This window comes from Stenotrophomonas sp. SrG, assembly GCF_050031795.1.
Taxonomy (GTDB): domain Bacteria; phylum Pseudomonadota; class Gammaproteobacteria; order Xanthomonadales; family Xanthomonadaceae; genus Stenotrophomonas; species Stenotrophomonas rhizophila_A.
Window position 1 is genome coordinate 1 of the sequence record NZ_JBNBBE010000011.1, and the last position, 19,972, is coordinate 19,972.

Consider the following 19,972-nt stretch of genomic DNA (forward strand, 5'->3'; position numbering starts at 1 on the left):
TGGTCATTCATGCGGGCGTGGGGCCCGCGGGGCAGCCGGGGCAGCCGGGGTGGCCGGCTGCCGGGTGGCTCAGGCCAGGGCCTTGTCGAGCAGGCCGGCCAGCTGGGCCTTGCCGACGGCACCGATCTGCTCGCCAACCTTCTCACCGCCCTTGAACACCACCAGGTACGGGATCGAGCGCACATGGTACTTGGCCGCCAGTGCGCGGTTGTTGTCCACGTTGACCTTCACGACCTTGGCGCGGCCCTGGTAGGCGTCGGCCAGCTCGTCGAGGGCCGGGGCGATCATCTTGCAGGGACCACACCATTCGGCCCAGAAATCGACCAGGACCGGTTCCTTGGAATTCAGCACGGCGCTATCGAAGTCGGCATCGCCGACATGTACAACCTTGTCGCTCATCTTGGTCTCTCGTTTTGGAGTGCACCCGGCAGGGCCGGAGGGGTTGAACCTGGACAGGGCTGGGGGCCTGGTCCGCGTCTGCTGCCTCGTGGCCGCGGGTGCGGCCAGCGGTGCGTCCGATGGATGCCTGGACGCTCACGGCCGGCAGTGTACCCCTATCGTCGCGGGGCGACAGACACCGATTGGAAAGAATCATCCTGTGACCGTCATCGCGCTTTGCCGGGGCTGGCGGGAACTATATGCGGGTGGGGCTCTGGCGGTTCCAGCCCCCTGGATCCGGGCGTTCAACTGGGGGTGGGGGCCGTGAAAGGCCGCCACGCAGGGCGTGGCGCTACGGCTGGGCGGTCCGTCGCATGGGGGTCTGCGACGGCCTCCCCCGGTTTGCCGCCCGCTTTGCGTTAAACTGGCCCACTGTGCGGCGCCCCGGGACCGGTTCGGTCCGGCCTCCGCCTTCCCAGGCGCAGGGCCCAATGGCGACGGTGCCCCCAAGATTGCAAGCCACCCGCATCTCTGTCGGCTGGCCTTACCAAGACGGACTCATGAGCGACAAACCGCTGACCGATTTGACCTTCTCCTCCTTCGAGCTGCATCCGGCCCTGCAGGCTGGCCTTGAAGGCGCTGGTTTTACCCGCTGCACCCCGATCCAGGCGCTGACCCTGCCCGTGGCACTGCCCGGCGGCGATGTCGCCGGCCAGGCCCAGACCGGTACCGGCAAGACGCTGGCGTTCCTGGTGGCCGTGGTGAACCGGCTGCTGACCCGCCCGGCGCTGGCCGACCGCAAGCCGGAAGACCCGCGCGCGCTGATCCTGGCGCCCACCCGCGAACTGGCCATCCAGATCCACAAGGATGCGGTGAAGTTCGGCTCGGACCTCGGCCTGCGCTTTGCGCTGGTCTACGGCGGCGTGGATTACGACAAGCAGCGCGAACTGCTGCAGCAGGGCGTGGACGTGATCATCGCCACCCCGGGCCGCCTGATCGATTACGTCAAGCAGCACAAGGTGGTCTCGCTGCACGCCTGCGAAATCTGCGTGCTCGACGAAGCCGACCGCATGTTCGACCTGGGCTTCATCAAGGACATCCGCTTCCTGCTGCGCCGCATGCCCGAGCGCACCACCCGGCAGACCCTGCTGTTCAGCGCCACGCTCAGCCACCGCGTGCTGGAGCTGGCCTATGAGCACATGAACGAGCCGCAGAAGCTGGTGGTGGAAAGCGAATCGATCACCGCCGCGCGCGTGCGCCAGCGCATCTACTTCCCGGCCGACGAAGAGAAGATCCCGCTGTTGCTGGGCCTGCTCTCGCGCAGCGAAGGCGCGCGCACCATGGTGTTCGTCAACACCAAGGTGTTCGTGGAGCGCGTGGCGCGCTCGCTGGAGAAGGCCGGCTACCGCGTCGGCGTGCTCTCCGGCGATGTGCCGCAGAAGAAGCGCGAGAGCCTGCTCAACCGCTTCCAGAAGGGCCAGCTGGAAATCCTGGTGGCCACCGATGTTGCCGCGCGCGGCCTGCACATCGACGGCATCAAGTACGTTTACAACTACGACCTGCCGTTCGACGCCGAAGACTACGTGCACCGCATCGGCCGTACCGCCCGCCTGGGCGAGGAAGGCGATGCGATCAGCTTCGCCTGCGAACGCTACGCGATGGGCCTGCCGGACATCGAGGCCTACATCGAGCAGAAGATCCCGGTGGAAGCGGTCACCAGCGAAATCCTGACCGCGTTGCCGCGTCCGGAACGCGCGCCGGCCGCACCGGGCGAGGAAGGCGACGAGAACGAAAGCGTCGGCCAGATCTTCCGCGAAGCGCGCGAAGCCCGCGCCGCCGAGGAAGAGCGTCGCGGCGGCGGTCGGTCGTCCAGCGGCAGCCGTTCCGGCGGTGGCCGTGGCGAGCGCAGTGGTGAGCGCAGCGGCGAACGCCGTCCGCGTGGCCCGCGCAAGCCGCGCGTGGAAGGCGAGCAGCCCGCCGTGGCCGTGGAAGGCGCTGCACCGGTGGAGGCTGCAACGCCTGCCCAGGCACCGCGCCCGCCGCGCGCCGAAGGTGCGCCGGAAGGTGCGGCCGAGGGCGAGCGTGCACCGCGCAAGCGCCGCCGCCGTCGCCACGGTCGTCCGGTGGAAGGTGCCGAGGGTGCCGCGCAGTCGGTCACGCCGGTGCAGGTCACCGCCAAGCCGATGCGCAACACCGCGCCGGCCGCCGACCCGGGTGCAGGCTTCCTGACCCGCATCGGCCGCAAGATCCGCCGGATGCTTTCAGGGGCGTAACGACCAACGGTCGTTACCTACCGCGTAGCGCCCCACCGTTGGTGGGGCGGCATTCCAAAACCGATCAACGGTAGCGCCCGGCCGGTGGCCGGGCGACACGCCGTTCCCACGCCGCCATCCTCCTCCTGCATAATCGGAGGAATGAGCGTCCTGCGTTTTGACAATGTCAGCAAACACTATGCGGGCGGCCACCAGGCTCTGGTGGACGTCAGCTTCGATGTCGCGCCCGGTGAAATGCTGTTCGTGACCGGGCACTCCGGCGCCGGCAAGAGCACCCTGCTCAAGTTGATCCACCTCGACGAACGGCCCAGCCGTGGCGCGGTGGTGTTCGACGAGCGCAACCTGCTCAAGGTGCGCGGCGGCGATATCCCGCACCACCGTCGCGCGGTGGGTGCGGTCTACCAGGACCACCGCCTGCTGATGGACCGCAGCATTGCCGAAAACGTGGCCCTGCCGCTGATCCTGCGCGGTACCCGGCGGGGCGATATCGGCAAGCGCGTGCGTTCGGTGCTCGAGCGCATGGGCCTTGGCCATCGGGAAAAGGCGCTGCCGTCTCAGCTGTCGGCGGGTGAGCAGCAGCGCGTGGGCATCGCCCGTGCGATCGTCGGCGAGCCCAAGCTGCTTGTGGCCGACGAACCCACCGGCAACCTCGATCCGACCCTGGCCGCTGAAATCATGGCGCTGTTCGCCGAACTGCCCGAGCGCGGCACCAGCGTGCTGGTGGTCAGCCACGACCTGGCGCTGCTGCGCGCCATGCGCAAGCGCGTGCTGATCCTGGACCACGGCAAGCTCATTGACGACATCTCGCCGCAGGACCTGGCCGAATGAGTACCGCCACCAACAAGGAAGCCGCGGCGCCGTCGCGCCTGGGCGTGTGGCTGCACCACCACGGCCACAGCGTGGTGTTCAGCCTGGGCCGTGCCTGGCGCAAGCCGTGGGCCACGCTGCTGACCGTGATGGTGATGGCGCTCGCCCTGGCCCTGCCGCTGGGCCTGTCGATCGCGCTGGACAACCTCACGCATTTCGCCGGCAGCGTGCAGCAGTCGCGCGACATCAACCTGTTCCTGAAGACCGACGTCGACGCCGCCGCCGCCCGTCAGGTCGCCGACACGCTGCGCGGTCGCGCCGATGTGGCCGGGGTGACCCTGCGCTCGCCGGACGAAGGCCTGGCCGAGCTGCGCGACAGCGCCGGGCTGGGCGAAGCCATCGATGCGCTGCACGACAACCCGTTGCCATCGCTGCTGATCATCACCCCGGCCAACGGTACCGACGACGCACGCCTGGCGCAGTCGCTGGAAGGCATGCCGCAGGCCGATCTGGTCCAGCACGATGCGCTGTGGCGCAAGCGCCTGGATGCCTGGCTGGGCTTCGGCACGCGCCTGGTGCAGGTGCTGTCGGTGCTGCTGGGCCTGGGCGCGGCGCTGGTGGTCGGCAACACGGTGCGGCTGGATATCCAGGCGCGCCGCGATGAAATCGGCGTGCTGCAGCTGCTGGGCGCCAGCGATGGATTCATCCGCCGCCCGTTCCTTTACCTGGGCGCGTGGTACGGGCTGGGTGCCGGTGCGCTGGCCCTGGCGCTGGTCGGTGGGGCCGGGCTCGCGCTGCGCCCGCCACTGGCCGCGCTGTCGCAGAGCTATGCCAGCCCCTTCGTGCTGCATGGGCTGGACCTGTTGCATTCTTCGCTCGTGCTGGTCGGCACTGTCGTGCTGGGCTGGCTGGGCGCGTGGCTGGTGACGGGGCATTTCCTGCGCCAGACCCGTCCGACCGAAACCTGAGGCCCGCCCTGCATGCGTCCGCAAGTACTGAAGCACCTGGTCGACGACGCACCACGCGTCATGGTGGTCGATGGTTCCAAGCTGGTCCGCAAGCTCATCGCCGACGTGCTGCAGCGCGAGCTGCCGGCGGTCGAGGTGGTGGGCTGCGCCAGCATTGAAGACGCGCGCATGGCGTTGGCCGCCGGTCCGGTCAACCTGGTCACCACCTCGCTGACGCTCAGTGATGGCGATGGCCTGGACCTGGCCCGGCTGGTACGCGAAACCGCCGGGCAGGCCTACGTGCCGGTGATCGTGGTTTCCGGTGATGCCCAGCAGCACCTTGAGCAGCGCCGTTTCACCGATTACGTCACCGATTATTTCGACAAGGCGCTGGGCCATGAAGCCCTGGCGACGTTCATCCGTGGCTATGTGCAGCCGGAAACCATTCCCGGCGCCACCATCCTGTACGTGGAAGACAGCCGCGTGGTCGCCGAAGCGACCAAGCGCATGCTCGAACGGCAGAGCCTGAACGTGCTGCATGTGATGACCGCCGAAGAGGCGTTCGCACTGCTTACCGCCGAATCGCTGGGGCGCAGCAGCCACCGCATCGACCTGGTGCTTACGGACGTCACCCTGAAGGGCGAGCTGAGTGGGCTGGATGTGGTCGAGCGCGTGCGCGTGGACTTCGGCTACGGCAAGCGGCGCCTGCCGGTGCTGGTGATGACCGGCGACGGCAACCCGCTCAACCAGTCCGGGCTGCTGCAGGCCGGCGCCAACGACCTGGTGCAGAAGCCGATCGAAGAGCGCCTGCTGGTCACCAAGGTGCTGTTCCAGCTGCGCCTGTCACGCCTCAACGACAAACCCCTGGTGCGATGAACGACGACGTACACCCGACCATCCAGCTTGAACCGAGCTGGAAGGCGCGTATTGGCGATTACCTGCTGCGCCCCGAAATGCGCGACCTGGCGGCCTTCCTGCGCCAGCGCAAGGCGGCCGGCGCGCACGTGTTTCCGCCAGGCCCACAGATCTTTGCCGCGTTCGACGCCACCCCGTTCGACCAGGTCAAGGTAGTCATCCTGGGCCAGGATCCGTACCACGGTGCGGGCCAGGCCCATGGCCTGAGCTTCTCGGTGATGCCCGGCGTGCCGGTGCCGCCATCGCTGTTGAACATGTACAAGGAACTGGAAGCCGACCTCGGCCTGCCACGCCCGGACCATGGCTGCCTGCTGCCGTGGGCCCGCCGTGGCGTGCTGCTGCTCAACGCGGTGCTGACTGTTGAAGAGGGGCAGGCCGGCTCCCACCAGAAACGCGGCTGGGAAGGCTTCACCGACCACGTCGTGGACACCCTCAACCGCGAGCGTGAGGGCCTGGTGTTCCTGCTGTGGGGCAGCTACGCCCAGCAGAAGGGCAAGGTGATCGATACCGGCCGCCACCGCGTGCTCAAGGCACCGCATCCGTCGCCGCTGTCGGCACATCGCGGTTTCCTGGGATGCCGACACTTCTCGTCGGCCAACCAGTACCTGGAGCGACGGGGCCTGGGCGGCATCGACTGGTCGTTGCCGCCGATGTCGGCGTAACGACCAACAGTCGTTACCTACCGTCGTTGTCTACACACCCAGCATTTCGATGATGGATTGCGCTACCTGCCGCTTGCGCGGCGGCAGGCGCCGGAACAGCGACAGGATGTTGCCCTCCAGGTCGTTGCGCGCGTAATCGGCGGTGGGCGCCGCGGCGCTCAGCTCCCCGCCATCGGCCTTGCCGCAGCCCCGCCCGGTGGCCAGCCACTCGAAACGCACCTGCGTCACCACCGCAATGCGGGCCAGGTGCTCCACGCTCGGATGCGTGCCCTCCCTTCTTTCCCATTGCGCTACCGCACTTCTTTTCACGCCAGTCTCATTCGCGAGTTGCGTTTGCGACAGCCCTGCACTGGTCCGCGCCCCACGGATCCGGTCTGACATCGTGAGCATGGCAATCCCCTTCCCGTTCCTTGAGTGGTGGATGGTTATCGATACTAACGAGACAGCAATTCTTTCAACAGAATGTACAGAATCGCTGTCCGTCGTTGGCACCGCAGGGTTACCCATCCGTAAAACCCGCAGCGACAGCCAAACTTCCCTCAGTAAAACTACTGGCCGGTTTGACGATTGTCGCCCGTCCACGTAGTTAATCCTCCATGCCGGCCAGAAAGTCCGCCGGCAGAATCTGAACGAGACAGGCCAGCACCCGGTCACCCATGGTAGGCATTTTCCTACCCGGGATGGAGTGCTGCGGCCACGACCGGGGGATGGCCGATGGATAATGTTTCAGGTGTGAAAAGGATGTTAGTGCGGTTCAGGATTGTCAGTATCTCCGCATTAATTGTGATGGGGCTCGCGTTATCCAGCATTTTCACTGTCGCAAATGCCCAGGATGCGTGCACGGCAAATGGCGCGTGTGTTTCTGCTGGTCCGCGACTTGCGCAGGTGGACAGCACCCAGAGTCCGGTCCTGAATCTGCTTTTCACGACGCTTTTGCCCGGAACGAATATCAATATCACCGCAGTGGACTGGAACCACATCGCCGGTGCCGATGTGAATCTCAATGCCCTGCTGACCCGCCTCAACGGGGGTGTCGCGGTCAGCGACCCCAGCCAGGTGCTCAACGCCAACATCACCCTGGGCCAGCTGCAGGCCGCGCTGGTTTCGGTGCTCCAGGCTGACGGCAACACGCTGGCCGCCAACGCACTCAACCTGCTCACGCCATCGCTCAGCGGCCTGACCGGCAACATCCGCCTGGCCGACCTGCTGCAGGTGAGCCTGCCGCCCGGCTCGCTGGCCAACGTCAACCTGGACGTACTGGACCTGATCACCGGTGGCGTGCAGCTGTACAACTTCCGCAACGTGGTGACCACGCCCACGCCGATCACCCTCACCACCGCGCAGCTGGCCCCGCTCGGCCTGGCTGGCCTGGCCAATGTGCGCATCTGGGCGCAGGTGGTCGAACCGCCGGTGTACAACTGCGGCCCGGTCGGCACCGGCTTCCACAGCGCCGCGATCCGCCTCAAATTCGATTTCGACGTCGCCCAGGGGCTGAACATCGCACCGCTGGTGTCCGCGTTGAACGGGCTCAACGTAGGTGGCCTGGTCTCGCTGGCCGGCACCAACATCACCGCCTCGCTGCTGCATCTGTCCGTGTATGCCGATGTCGCCCGCGCCGAAGGCACCATCAACGCGGTCAACCTGGCCAGCAACGCGGTGACCCTGCAGGCGCGGCCGGGCCTGGTCAACCTGTACATCGGCACCATCAGCGACGCGGTGTTCTTCAACCGCAGCGCCGTGCTCACCCCCGCCAGCGTGACCCCGATCAGCGCCACCTCGCTGGCGGTCACGGTGGGCGTGAACCTGCTCAGCGGTCTGAAAGTGGCGGATGTCGATGTGCCGCTGACCGTGTCCCTGCGTGCGGTGGCCACCGGCACCCCATCCACCCAGTCCGTGGTGTTCAACGGTCCCTATCCACAGACACGCACCTTGAGCAGCGGCACGGTGACCGCCACGGCACTGGTCACCTCGCTGGTCAACTCGCTCGAAATCCAGATCACCAGCGGCACGCCGGTGGTACGGCTGGTCAACAACCTCATCCAGTTGCCGTTGCCGGTGAACAGCATCGTCAACGCCATCATTCCTGCGTTGCTGACGCCGTTGCGCGGCGTGATCAACACCGTCATCGCACCGGTCCTGAGCGCCGTGCTTGGCGGCGTGGTGGACAACCTGCTGGGCCTGCTCGGCATCCGCATCGGCCAGGCGGTATTCACCGTCGAAAGCATCTCGCAGAGCTGCGCGGCCACCGTGCAGCTGGTCAAGACGCTGGCGCCCACCACCGACCCCGGACTGTTCAACCTCAGTGTCGCCCAGGGCGCGACGGTACTGGCCAGCGTGGCCAATGTCGGCAACAACGGCGCCACCACCGCGGTGGTCACCACGCCCGGCACGGTCTACACCCTGGCTGAAACCGCAGGCACCGCCACGGTGCTTGCGCGTTACGCCAGCACCTGGGAGTGCAAGGACCAGGCCGGCACCACGCTGACCAGCGGTACCGGGCAGAACTTCAATTTCACTTCGCCGGCATTGTCGGCGCAGCCGCTCAACGTGGTGTGCCGGATCACCAACCGCACGCGCCAGGCCGATCTTTCGATCACCAAGTCCGATGGCAGCGGTTCCTATACCCCCGGCGGAACCGCCAGCTACGTCATCACCGTCAGCAATGCCGGGCCCGATCCGGTCACGGCGGCGCAGGTGACCGACACCTTGCCGGCCGGCGCCACGCTGAGCGCGCCATGGAGCTGCATCGCGTCGGCGGGAAGCGTCTGCAGCGCCGCCAGTGGCGGTGCGGCGGGAACCAATGGGGTGAGCCTGGGTGTGGACCTGATCAACGGCGGGCAGGCAACGATCACCGTGCCGGTGATCTTCAGCGCCGACCCTGCCGCGTACTAGCCGTATCCACCCGGCGCGCCCGGTGGCGCGCCGACAGCAACGTCGCAACACGTGGTGCGCGGCCGAATGCCTGCGCGCTGCTTTCGAGGATTCCTGCATGTCGACCGCCAGCGCCCGACGCTTCCTTTCCCAGCTCGCTGAAAGCTGCCTGCGCGCCCGCGCGCTGCCGCTGGCCGGCATCCTGCTGACGACCCTGGCCGCGAGCGGTGCGCAGGCGCAGGCCTACCGCAACCCGCTGGTGAACACCGCCACGGTCGCCGCACCGGCCGACATCTCCGATCCCACCCCGGGCAACAACACCAGCAGCGACAGCAACACGCTGGCCGCCAGCGCGCAGCTGAGCGTGCTCAAGACCATCACCACGCCCACGCCGGTCGCCGCCGGCGGCGCGGTGCAGTACCGCATCGAGCTGCGCAACCAGGGGCCGTCGCAGGCGGTGGGGGCCACGCTGGTCGACAGCGTGCCGGCGCAGCTGACCGCAGTGAGCTGGACCTGCGCGGTGGTCTCGCCCAGCACGCAGTGTGCGGCGGCATCGGGCACCGGCAGCGTCAACATCGGCGTCAACGTCGGCGTCGGTGAAGTCCTGGTGGTGCTGGTCAACGGCACCGCGCCGACCACAACGCCGGCCACCATCGCCGCCAACGTGGCCACCATCACCCCGCCGCTGGGCACCACCGACCCGACCCCGGGCGACAACACCGCCACCACCCCCACCATTCCCGTGCAGGCCGCAGCGCTGCTTGCCAACGACGACGACTTCCGCGCCGCGCCGTTGCCGCCGGGTGCCGGTGGCACCACCGCCAGCGTGTTGACCAACGACACCCTCAACGGCGTCCCGGTCGTGGCCGCCAACATGGTGCTGTCGCTGACCAGTGCGCCGTCGGGTTACAGCATTGCCGCCGATGGCACCGTCAACGTGCCGGCCACCGCCGCCGCCGGCCCGGTGACCTTGACCTACCAGCTGTGCGAACAGGCATCGCCGGCCAACTGCGATACCGCCAACGTGCTGCTGGTGGTCGGGCCCAATGCCGTGGACGACAGCTACGCCGTGCAGGCTGGCGCGCAGCTGGTCGCCAACGTGCGCGACAACGACAACTACGTGGTCGACTCCACCTTCACCCAGACCGGCACCGCGCCCACCCAGGGCACCCTGCAGCTGCTCGGCGATGGCAGCTTCACCTACACCGCCAATGCAGGCGCGACCGGCACCGACACCTTCAGCTACCAGTTGTGCCTGCCCGCGCCCAATGGCGCCGCGTGCGATACCGCCACGGTCACGCTGAACATCAACGCCAGCGTCATCGACGCGGTGGCCGATGACTTCACCGCAACCCCGGTGCCGGCACAGAGCGGCGGCACGCTGGCCACCAGCGTGCTGGCCAACGACACCTTCGACGGCAATCCGGTCGTCGCGGCCAATCTGACCACTACGCTGATCACCGCTCCGGCCGGCTACGTGATGGACGCCGGCGGCTTCATCACCGTGCCTGCAGGCACCGCTGCCGGCGCGGTGACCCTGGCCTACCGCATCTGCCTCACCAGCGCGCCGACCCTCTGCGATACCGCCAACGTGCAGCTGGTGGTCGGGCCCGATGCGGTGGACGATGCCGTGACCACACCCGGGGCAGGGCAACCGGCGCTGGGTAACGTGGGCACCAACGACATTGCCGCGCCCGGCGCAGCCTTCTCGCTGGTCACCCCGGCCACCCAGGGCACTGCCGTCATCGGCGGCGATGGCGCCTTCACCTACACCCCCAACGCGGGCGCTGCCGGTACCGACACCTTCAGCTACCAGGTCTGCCTGCCTGCACCGAATGGCACTGTCTGCGATACCGCGACCGTCACCGTCACTCTCGGCGCGAACGCGCTGCTGGCCAACGATGACACCTTCGCCACCGCCATCCCGGGCGCCGGCGGCACCACGCCCAGCGTGCTGGGCAATGACACCCTCAATGGCAGCGCCGTGGTGCCGGGGACGGTGACCGCGACCCTGCTGTCGACCACGCCGGGATACACCCTGGACCCGACCAGCGGCACCATCGCCGTCGCCGCCAACATTCCGTCGGGCCTGGTCACGCTCAGCTACCGGCTCTGCGAAGTCGCCGTGCCGGCCAACTGCGACGACGCCGACGTCCAGCTGCTGGTCGCGCCTACTGCGCTGGCCGATACCTTCAACGTGCAGGCCGGGCAGTCGGTGAACGGTTCGATCGCGACCAATGACAACGCACCGGTCGGTTCGGAGTATTTCGCCATTACCGCGCCCACGCTGGGCACCATCGATCTTGCCGGCAACGGCACGCTCACCTACACCGCCAACCCGGGAACCAGCGGCACCGACACCTTCGACTACCGCGTCTGCCTGCCGGCGCCGAACGGTGGCACCTGCGCGACGGCCACGGTGAGCGTGATCATCGCGGCCAATACGATCGACGCGGTCGACGATGTGTTCACCGCCCCGGTGATTTCGCCGGTCACCGGCGGGAGCACCGCCAGCGTGCTGGGCAACGACACCTTCAATGCCGCCCCGGTCACCGCCGCCCAGGTCACCCTGAGCCTGGTCAACGCGCCGCCACCGGGCTTCACCATCACCAGCGCCGGGGTCATCAACGTGCCCGCCGGTGCCGCCGCCGGTGCAGTCAGCCTCACCTACGAACTGTGCGAAGCCGGCGCGGGCAGCAACTGCGATACCGCGCAGGTGGCCCTGCTGATCGCCCCCGCGGCTACCGACGACACCTACACCACGCCGGCCGGGCAACCGCTGGTGGGCGACGTCAGCATCAACGACAACGCACCGGCCGGCGCGGGCTATACCCTGCTCACGCCGCCCGCCGCAGGCACCTTCACCCTGCAGCCCAACGGCAACTTCACTTACACGCCGGCTGCCGCCGGCCCGCAGACCGCGCAGTACCAGGTGTGCCTGCCTGCGCCGGACGCCACCACCTGCGCCACCGGCACGGTGAACATCACCGTGGTCGCCAACACCCTCGACGCGCTGGACGACAACTTCCGCGCACCGGTGTTCGCGCCGGGCGTGGGCGGCACCACGCCCAGCGTGCTGGGCAACGACACCTTCAACGGGGCCGCCGCCAATCCGCTGCAGGTCACGGTGAACCTGGTGGGCGCACCGGCCGGCTTCAGCATCGATGGTGCCGGTGTCATCACCGTGGCCGGGTTCGCCCCGGCTGGCGCCACCACGCTCAGCTATGCCCTGTGCGAACTCGGCTCCACGACCAACTGCGACACGGCCGACGTACAGGTGCTGATCGCGCCGGATGCGGCCGATGACACGGCCAGCGTCACCGGCACCCAGCCGGGCAGCTTCAACCTGGCCGCCAATGACAATGTGCCCGCCGGCGTCACCTTCACGGTGACCCAGCTGCCGACCAAGGGCGTTGCCGTGCTCGCGGCCGATGGCACCCTGCAGTACACCGCCAACGCCGGGCAGAGCGGCGCGGACTCGCTCACCTACCAGGTGTGCCTGCCGGCACCGGACGGCGCCACCTGCGATACCGCACAGGTCGCGATCACCATTGCCGCGGGTGCCCTGGTCGCGGTCAACGACGACTACAGCGCCAGCCCGATCCCGCCCACGGGCGGCAGCACGCCCAGCGTGCTGCTCAACGACACCTTCAACGGCGTGGCCATCGTGCCGGGCACCACCCCGGTCACCGCCTCGCTCACCACGCTGACCTCGGGCTACAGCATGGCCGCCAACGGCGTGATCTCCGTAGCGGCCGGCACGCTGCCAGGTTCCATCGCCCTGAACTACCAGGTCTGCGAAACCGCGCTGCCCAGCAACTGCGCCACGGCCACCGCCGTGGTCGTGATGAGCCCGGACGCGGTCAACGACGTGCTGCCGGCGGCCGCCGGCGCCACCACCGTGCTCAACGTGCTGGCCAACGATGTGGCGCCGCTCACCCCGGTGCTCAGCGTGACCACCGCCCCGACCGGCGGCAACGTGGTCGTCAACGGCGACGGTACGCTCAGCTATACGCCCACCGGTGCGTTTGTCGGACCCGATACTTTCACCTACCAGCTGTGCCTGCCGGCCCCGCATGGCAGCGTGTGCGATACCGCCACGGTGGCGCTCACGGTGACGGCGACCACGGTCACCGCGACAAACGACGACTTTACCGCGTCGCCGATCCCGCCGGCGGCGGGCGGCAGCACCGCCAGCGTGCTGCTCAACGACACCTTCAATGGCGCGCCGATCGTGCCGGGCACCACCCCGGTGACCGCCACGCTGATCAGTCCGGTTATCGGCTACACGATGGCCGCCAACGGCGTGGTCAGCGTGGCGCCAGGCACCACGCCTGCCGCGGTGACCCTGAGCTACCAGGTGTGCGAGACCGCGCTGCCGACCAACTGCGCAGCCGCCACCGCGCTCGTTGCGGTCAGCCCGGACGCGACCGATGACACGCTGCCGGCTACCGCCGGCACCGCCAACGTGCTCAACGTGCTTGCCAACGACAGCGCACCGCTGAACCCGGTGGTCACCGTTGTCGGCGCGCCCGCGAACGGCACGGCGGTGGCCAACGGCGACGGCAGCATCACCTACACCCCGGCCGGCGCCTACACCGGTCCTGACAGCTTCACCTACCAGGTGTGCCTCCCGGCGCCGGGTGCCGGAGTGTGTGACACCGCCACGGTGTCGCTGACCGTGAGCGCCACCACGCTCACCGCGACCAACGATGACTTCACCGCCACGCCCATCGCGCCGGCGACCGGTGGCAGCACCACCAGCGTGCTGCTGAACGACACTTTCAACGGTGCACCGATCAATCCCGGTACCACGGCGGTGACCGCCTCGCTGTCCTCGCCGGTCACCGGCTACAGCATGGCGGCCAATGGCGTGATCACCGTGGCCGCCGGTACCACGCCGGCGGCGGTGACGCTGAATTACCAGGTCTGCGAGAACGCGGTGCCGACCAACTGCGCCGGTGCCACGGCCGTGGTGGCGGTCAGCCCGGACGCGGTGGACGACGCGCTGCCGGCCACTGCCGGCGCCACCACCGTGCTCAACGTGCTGGCCAACGACACCGCCCCGCTTGCACCGACCGTGACCGTGGCTGCCGCGCCGACCAACGGCACGGCGCTCGTCAACGGCGACGGCACCGTCAGCTATACGCCCACGGCCGGCTTCACCGGCGCGGACAGCTTCACCTACCAGGTCTGCCTGCCCGCGCCGGCAGCCGGTGTCTGCGACACCGCCACGGTCGCCGTGACCGTGGCGGTGACCTCGCTCACCGCTGCGGCCGATGACTTCACCGCCACGCCGATCGCCCCGGCAGCCGGTGGCAGCACCGCCAGCGTGCTGCTCAACGACACGTTCAATGGTGCACCCATCGTGCCGGGCACCACCCCGGTGACCGCCACCCTGCTGACCGTGGAAACCGGCTACAGCATGGCCGCCGACGGCGTGATCAGCGTGGCCCCGGGCACCACGCCTGCCGCGGTCACCCTGAACTACCAGGTCTGCGAGACCGCCGTCCCGACCAACTGCGCCGCGGCTGCCGCCGTGGTGGCGGTCAGCCCGGACGCGGTGGACGACACCCTGCCGGCCACGGCGGGTACCGCCACCGTGCTCAATGTCGGCGCCAATGACACGCTGCCGGCCAACCCGTCGATCACGATCGCGGTTGCGCCCGCCAACGGCGTCGCCGTGGTCAATGGCGACGGCACCATCACGTATACGCCCACGGCCGGCTTCACCGGCGCGGACACCTTCTCCTACCAGGTGTGCCTGCCGGCCCCCGGCGCGTCCGTCTGCGATACGGCATCGGTGGCGGTCACTGTCAGCCTGACCGGCCTTGCCGCGGTCAACGACGACTTCACCAGCGCGCCCATCGCGCCGGCGACCGGCGGCAGTACCGCCAGTGTGCTGCTCAACGACACCTTCAACGGTGCGCCGATCGTGCCGGGTACCACCCCGGTGACCGCCACCCTGCTCACCGTCGAGCCCGGCTACAGCATGGCCGGCAACGGTGTCGTCACCGTTGCGGCCGGCACCACGCCCGCCGCGGTGACGCTGAACTACCAGGTGTGCGAGAACGCGGTGCCGACCAACTGCGCCGGCGCCACCGTGGTGGTCGCGGTCAGCCCCGATGCGGTGGCCGATGCACTGCCGGCCACCGCCGGCACCACCACCGTGCTCAACGTCCTGGCCAACGATGCGGCGCCGCTGAACCCGGTGGTCACCCTCCCGGTCGCACCGAGCAACGGCATCGCCGTGGTCAATGGCGACGGCACCATCAGCTACACCCCGACCGCCGGCTACACCGGCCCGGACAGCTTCACCTACCAGCTGTGCCTGCCCGCACCGGGCGGCAGTGTCTGCGATACCGCCACGGTGACCCTCACTGTCAGCGCGACCACGCTCACCGCGGTGGCCGATGACTTCACCGCAGCACCGATCGCACCGGCGACCGGCGGCAGCACCGCCAGCGTGCTGCTCAATGACACCTTCAATGGTGCCGCCATCGTGCCCGGGACCACGGCGGTAACCGCATCGCTGCTGACCACGGCGCCCGGCTACACCATGGCCGGCAACGGTGTCGTCACCGTTGCGGCTGGCACCACGCCCGCCGCGGTGACGCTCAACTACCAGGTGTGCGAGAACGCGGTGCCGACCAACTGCGCGGCCGCGACCGTGCTGGTGGCGGTGAGCCCGGATGCCGTCGCCGATGCACTGCCGGCCACCGCCGGCACCACCACCGTGCTCAACGTCCTGGCCAACGATGCGGCGCCGCTGAACCCGGTGGTCACCCTTCCGGTCGCACCGACCAACGGCACCGCCGTGGTCAATGGCGACGGCACCATCAGCTACACCCCGACCGCCGGCTACACCGGCCCGGACAGCTTCACCTACCAGCTGTGCCTGCCGGCACCTGGCGGCAGTGTGTGCGATACCGCCACGGTGACCCTCACCGTCAGCGCCACCACGCTCACTGCGGTGGCCGATGACTTCACCGCGGCACCGATCGCACCCGCGACCGGCGGCAGCACCGCCAGCGTGCTGCTCAACGACACCTTCAACGGCGCTGCCATCGTGCCCGGGACCACTCCGGTCGCGGCATCGCTGGTGACCCCGGTGACCGGGTACAGCATGGCCCCCAACGGTGTGGTGAGCGTGGCCCCCGGCACCACGCCGGCGGCGGTGACGCTCAGCTACCAGGTGTGCGAAGTGGCCGTGCCGACCAACTGCGCGCAGTCCACCGCCGTAGTTGCGGTCAGCCCGGTCGTGGTTGATGACACGCTGACCGCAGCGGCGGGTACCACCACGGTGCTCAACGTCATCGCCAACGACACCCTGCCGGTCAATCCGACCATTACCGTATCGGCCGGCCCGGCCAACGGCAGCGTCATCGTCAACGGCGACGGCACCATCAGCTACACGCCCAACCCCGGCTACACCGGCCCGGACAGCTTCACCTACCAGGCCTGCCTGCCCGCCCCGGGTGCCGGTGTGTGCGACAGCGCGACGGTCTCGATCACCGTCGCCGTCACCACGGTCACCGCCGTGGCCGATGACTTCAGCAGCACCCCGATCGCACCGGCTGCCGGTGGCAGCACGTCCAGCGTGCTGCTCAACGACACCTTCAATGGCACCCCGATCGTGCCCGGCACGACCCCGGTGACCGCGTCGTTGCTGGGCCCGGTGCCGGGCTACAGCATGGCCGCCAACGGTGTCGTCACCGTTGCGGCCGGCACCACGCCCGCTGCAGTCACGCTGACCTACCAGGTCTGCGAGACCGCCGTGCCGACCAACTGTGCACAGTCCACCGCGCTGGTGGCGGTCAGCCCGGCCGCTGCGGACGACACGCTGTCGGCCACGGCGGGCGCCACCACGGTGCTTGCAGTGACCGCCAACGACACGCTGCCGCTCAACCCGACGATCACCGTCCCGGTCGCGCCGGCCAACGGCACCGCCGTGGTCAATCCCGATGGCAGCATCAGCTACACGCCAACCGCAGGCTTCACCGGCGCGGACAGCTTCACCTACCAGGTGTGCCTGCCCGCACCGAATGGCAGCGTGTGCGATACCGCGTCGGTAAGCCTGACGGTGACGGCCAGCGCGCTGGTCGCGCAGGCCGATGACTTCAGCGGCGCGCCGGTTGCGCCGACCGGTGGCACCACCGCCAGCGTGCTGCTCAACGACACCTTCAACGGCGCCCCGATCGTTCCGGGGACCACGCCGGTGACCGCCTCGCTGGTCGGCGCGGTGCCGGGTTACAGCATGGCCGCCAACGGCGTGGTGACCGTGGCACCGGGCACGCTGCCGGCAGCGACCACGCTCACCTACCAGGTGTGCGAGAACGCACAGCCGGGCAACTGCGCCCAGGCCACCGCGCTGGTCGCGGTGCGCCCGGATGCGGCCGACGACGCGCTGCCCGCCGGGACCGGCACCACGGTACTGGCCGTGGCCGCCAACGACACCTTGCCGGTCGGCGCGGTGTTCACCGTGCCGGTGCCGCCGTCCAACGGCACCGCCGTGGTCAACGGCGACAACACCATCAGCTACACCCCCAACGCGGGCTTCACCGGTACCGACACCTTCACCTACCAGGTGTGCCTGCCCGCGCCCAACCTCAACGTGTGCGACACCGCCACCGTCAGCGTGACGGTCACCGCGGCGCTGCTCGATGCGGTGGACGACACTGCCAGCAACGTACCGGCGACCGGGGCGCTCGGCGTGCTCAACGTCTTCGCCAACGACACCTTCAACGGCGCCGCGCTCGACCCGGCCACGGTGGTGCTGACCCCGAACAACACCACGGCGCTGACCATCCAGCCCAACGGCAGCCTGGACGTGGCGGCCGGTACCCCGGGTGTCACCTACACCACCACCTACCGCCTCTGCCTGGTGGCACAGCCGACGGTGTGCGACATCGGCACGGTGTCGGTCACCCTGGCCACCACGCCAGGCCTGCTCGACGCGGTGGACGACACGGTGGCCAATGTGCCGGCCGCCGGCGCCAACGGTGTGGCCAACGTGTTGACCAACGACACCTACAACAGTGCCGCGCTGGACCCGGCCACGGTGGTGCTGACCCCGGTCAACACCGCCGCCATCACCATCCAGCCCAACGGCAGTGTCAACGTCGCGGCGGGCACGCCCGGCACCACCTACACCACCACCTACCAGATCTGCCTGGTGGCCCAGCCGGCGGTGTGCGATATCGGCACGGTGTCGGTCACCCTGGCCAGCGCGGGTGTCCTGGTGGCCAACGACGACAGCGTGCCCGGCGTGCCCCCGGGCGGCGCCACCGGCGTGACCAACGTGCTGACCAACGACACGTTGAACGGCACGCCCGTGGACCCGACCACGGTGGTGCTGACGCCGACCAACACCCCGGCGCTGACCATCCAGCCCGACGGCAGCGTCGACGTCACTGCCGGTACGCCCGGGACGACCTACACCACCACCTACCAGATCTGCCTGGTGGCGCAGCCCACGGTATGCGCGGTGGGTACGGTGTCGGTCACCCTGGCGGCAGCGCCGAACAGCGTGCCGGTTGCCAACAACGACCAGGCCAGCACACCGCAGGACACGGCCGTCGATGTGCCGGTGCTGGCCAACGACCTGGCCAATGGCACGCCGGTCGATCCGGGCACGGTGGCGGTGACCATCACCACCGCGCCGACCATGGGCACGGCGGTGGTGCTGCCTGACGGCAGCGTGCGCTACACCCCGATGACCAACTTCAGCGGTGCCGACAGCTTCACCTACAGCCTCTGCAACCAGGCCTCGCCGGCGGTCTGCAGCAGTGCCACGGTCACCGTGCAGACCCAGGTCAATGACGTGGACGTGGTGGACGAGAACATCACCGTGCTCAGTGGGACCACCACCACCGTACCGCTGCTGGACAACCTCACCACCAGCGGCGCTCGCATCAACCCGGCATCGATGCGGCTGGGCAGGGCGGCGGGCAACGGACGCGCAACCTGCGGCAACGGCGAATGCATCTACACCGCCTTCGTCGGTTACAGCGGTCTGGACAACTTCAGCTACAACATCTGCGATGCCTCGATGCCGACCCCGGTGTGCGTGGAAGGCTGGGTCAACGTGGTGGTCACCGCCGATGCGGTGGTGCTGCGCCTGACCAAGCAGGCCACCCAGCGCAGCGTGAAGGTGGGTGACGTGGTGCGCTATGTGGTCACCGTGGAGAACATGGGCGACTTCGACGCGCTGGGCGTCACCCTGTTCGACACCCTGCCCAGTGGCTTCACCTTCATCCCGGGCGGGTTCGAGGCGCAGGACATCGACAATTCCGCACGTGCCAGCGGCGTGGCACCGCTGCGCATCGACGGCCTGGACATCCGCGCCGGTGGATCGGCCACGCTGGTGTACTACCTGCGGGTGGGGGCGGGCGTGGGGCTGGGTGTGCATACCAACCGCATCACTGCCAATGACGTGCTGGGCACCACCATCAGCAACGTGGCCTCTGCCGACGTGGAGGTGATCGGCGACCCGCTGCTGGACGAAAGCCTGGTGATCGGCAGCGTGTTCAACGATCGCAACGGCAACGGCGTGCAGGACGCAGGCGAACGTGGCATCCCCGGTGTCCGCGTGGCATCGGTGGAAGGCCTGGTGATCGAAACCGATGCGTACGGCCGCTATCACTTGGTCGGCATCAACGGTGGCCAGGCGCGCGGACGCAACTTCATCCTCAAGGTCGATCCGACCACGTTGCCGGCCGACGCACGCTTCACGACCCGCAATCCGCTGCTGCGCCGGATCACCCCGGGGTTGCCGGTGCGCTTCGACTTCGGCGTCGCATTGCCCGAAGGCAGGTTCAACGCCGGGCCACCGCAATCGGTGCTGGAGGTTGGGGAAGGGCTGTTCGTTCCCGGCCAGGCCACGCTGGGCGCCGCTGCCGAGACGGTGCTGGCGCATGCAGCACGCACGCTGGAGGCGCAGGGCGGGGGGCAGGTCAACGTAGCCGCCGGGCAGGCCACGCCTGCACTGGCCGGGCAGCGCGCCGAGGTGCTGCGCAAGGCCCTGCTGCCACGGCTGCCTGCCGATATTGCCGCCCGTGTGCAGGTCCAGGTGCAGCCCGCTGCGCCGGCCCGCCCCGCCGACCGTGCGGACCGCTGA

At 68.8% G+C, this 19,972-nt stretch carries 9 protein-coding genes; 7 read left to right on the top strand and 2 right to left on the bottom strand.

Translation table 11 applies throughout. The features are described from left to right. Positions 1-69 precede the first annotated feature (69 nt). On the bottom strand, positions 70-399 hold the full coding sequence (trxA, locus tag ACQG3P_RS11655) for a thioredoxin (protein WP_068854242.1): 330 nt from the start codon (positions 397-399) through the stop codon (positions 70-72). Between the two features lie 539 nt (positions 400-938). On the opposite strand from trxA, the gene rhlB reads away from it, so the two are divergent. From rhlB to ung, 5 genes are all read left to right on the top strand, one after another. Then, positions 939-2,651, top strand: a complete 1,713-nt coding sequence (rhlB, locus tag ACQG3P_RS11660) for an ATP-dependent RNA helicase RhlB (RefSeq protein WP_306987367.1) — start codon at positions 939-941, stop codon at positions 2,649-2,651. 141 nt (positions 2,652-2,792) lie between these two features. Continuing rightward, the gene (ftsE, locus tag ACQG3P_RS11665) at positions 2,793-3,479 is read left to right on the top strand and encodes a cell division ATP-binding protein FtsE (RefSeq protein WP_068854240.1); all 687 of its coding nucleotides are present in this window, start codon (positions 2,793-2,795) and stop codon (positions 3,477-3,479) included. Further along, positions 3,476-4,426 carry a permease-like cell division protein FtsX gene (gene ftsX / locus ACQG3P_RS11670; protein WP_426805123.1) on the top strand — a complete coding sequence of 317 codons (951 nt, stop codon included), beginning with the start codon at positions 3,476-3,478 and terminating at the stop codon, positions 4,424-4,426. The genes ftsE and ftsX overlap by 4 nt, the downstream gene beginning before the upstream one ends. Positions 4,427-4,438: 12 nt before the next feature. Next, positions 4,439-5,281, top strand: coding sequence for a response regulator (locus ACQG3P_RS11675; protein ID WP_068854238.1), 843 nt, complete (start codon positions 4,439-4,441; stop codon positions 5,279-5,281). Further along, positions 5,278-5,982: a uracil-DNA glycosylase gene (ung, locus tag ACQG3P_RS11680; RefSeq protein ID WP_093534854.1), complete on the top strand. Its 705-nt coding sequence runs from the start codon at positions 5,278-5,280 to the stop codon at positions 5,980-5,982. The genes ACQG3P_RS11675 and ung overlap by 4 nt, the downstream gene beginning before the upstream one ends. Before the next feature lie 30 nt (positions 5,983-6,012). Here ung and ACQG3P_RS11685 read toward each other — a convergent pair whose 3' ends face one another. Next, entirely contained in the window at positions 6,013-6,489 is a 477-nt protein-coding gene (locus ACQG3P_RS11685) for a helix-turn-helix domain-containing protein (RefSeq protein WP_426805124.1), read from the bottom strand. A 456-nt stretch (positions 6,490-6,945) separates the two neighbouring features. On the opposite strand from ACQG3P_RS11685, the gene ACQG3P_RS11690 reads away from it, so the two are divergent. Both ACQG3P_RS11690 and ACQG3P_RS11695 read left to right on the top strand, forming a co-directional pair. Then, the gene (locus ACQG3P_RS11690) at positions 6,946-8,874 is read left to right on the top strand and encodes a hypothetical protein (protein WP_426805125.1); all 1,929 of its coding nucleotides are present in this window, start codon (positions 6,946-6,948) and stop codon (positions 8,872-8,874) included. Between the two features lie 97 nt (positions 8,875-8,971). After that, positions 8,972-19,972, top strand: coding sequence for an Ig-like domain-containing protein (locus ACQG3P_RS11695; protein ID WP_426805126.1), 11,001 nt, complete (start codon positions 8,972-8,974; stop codon positions 19,970-19,972).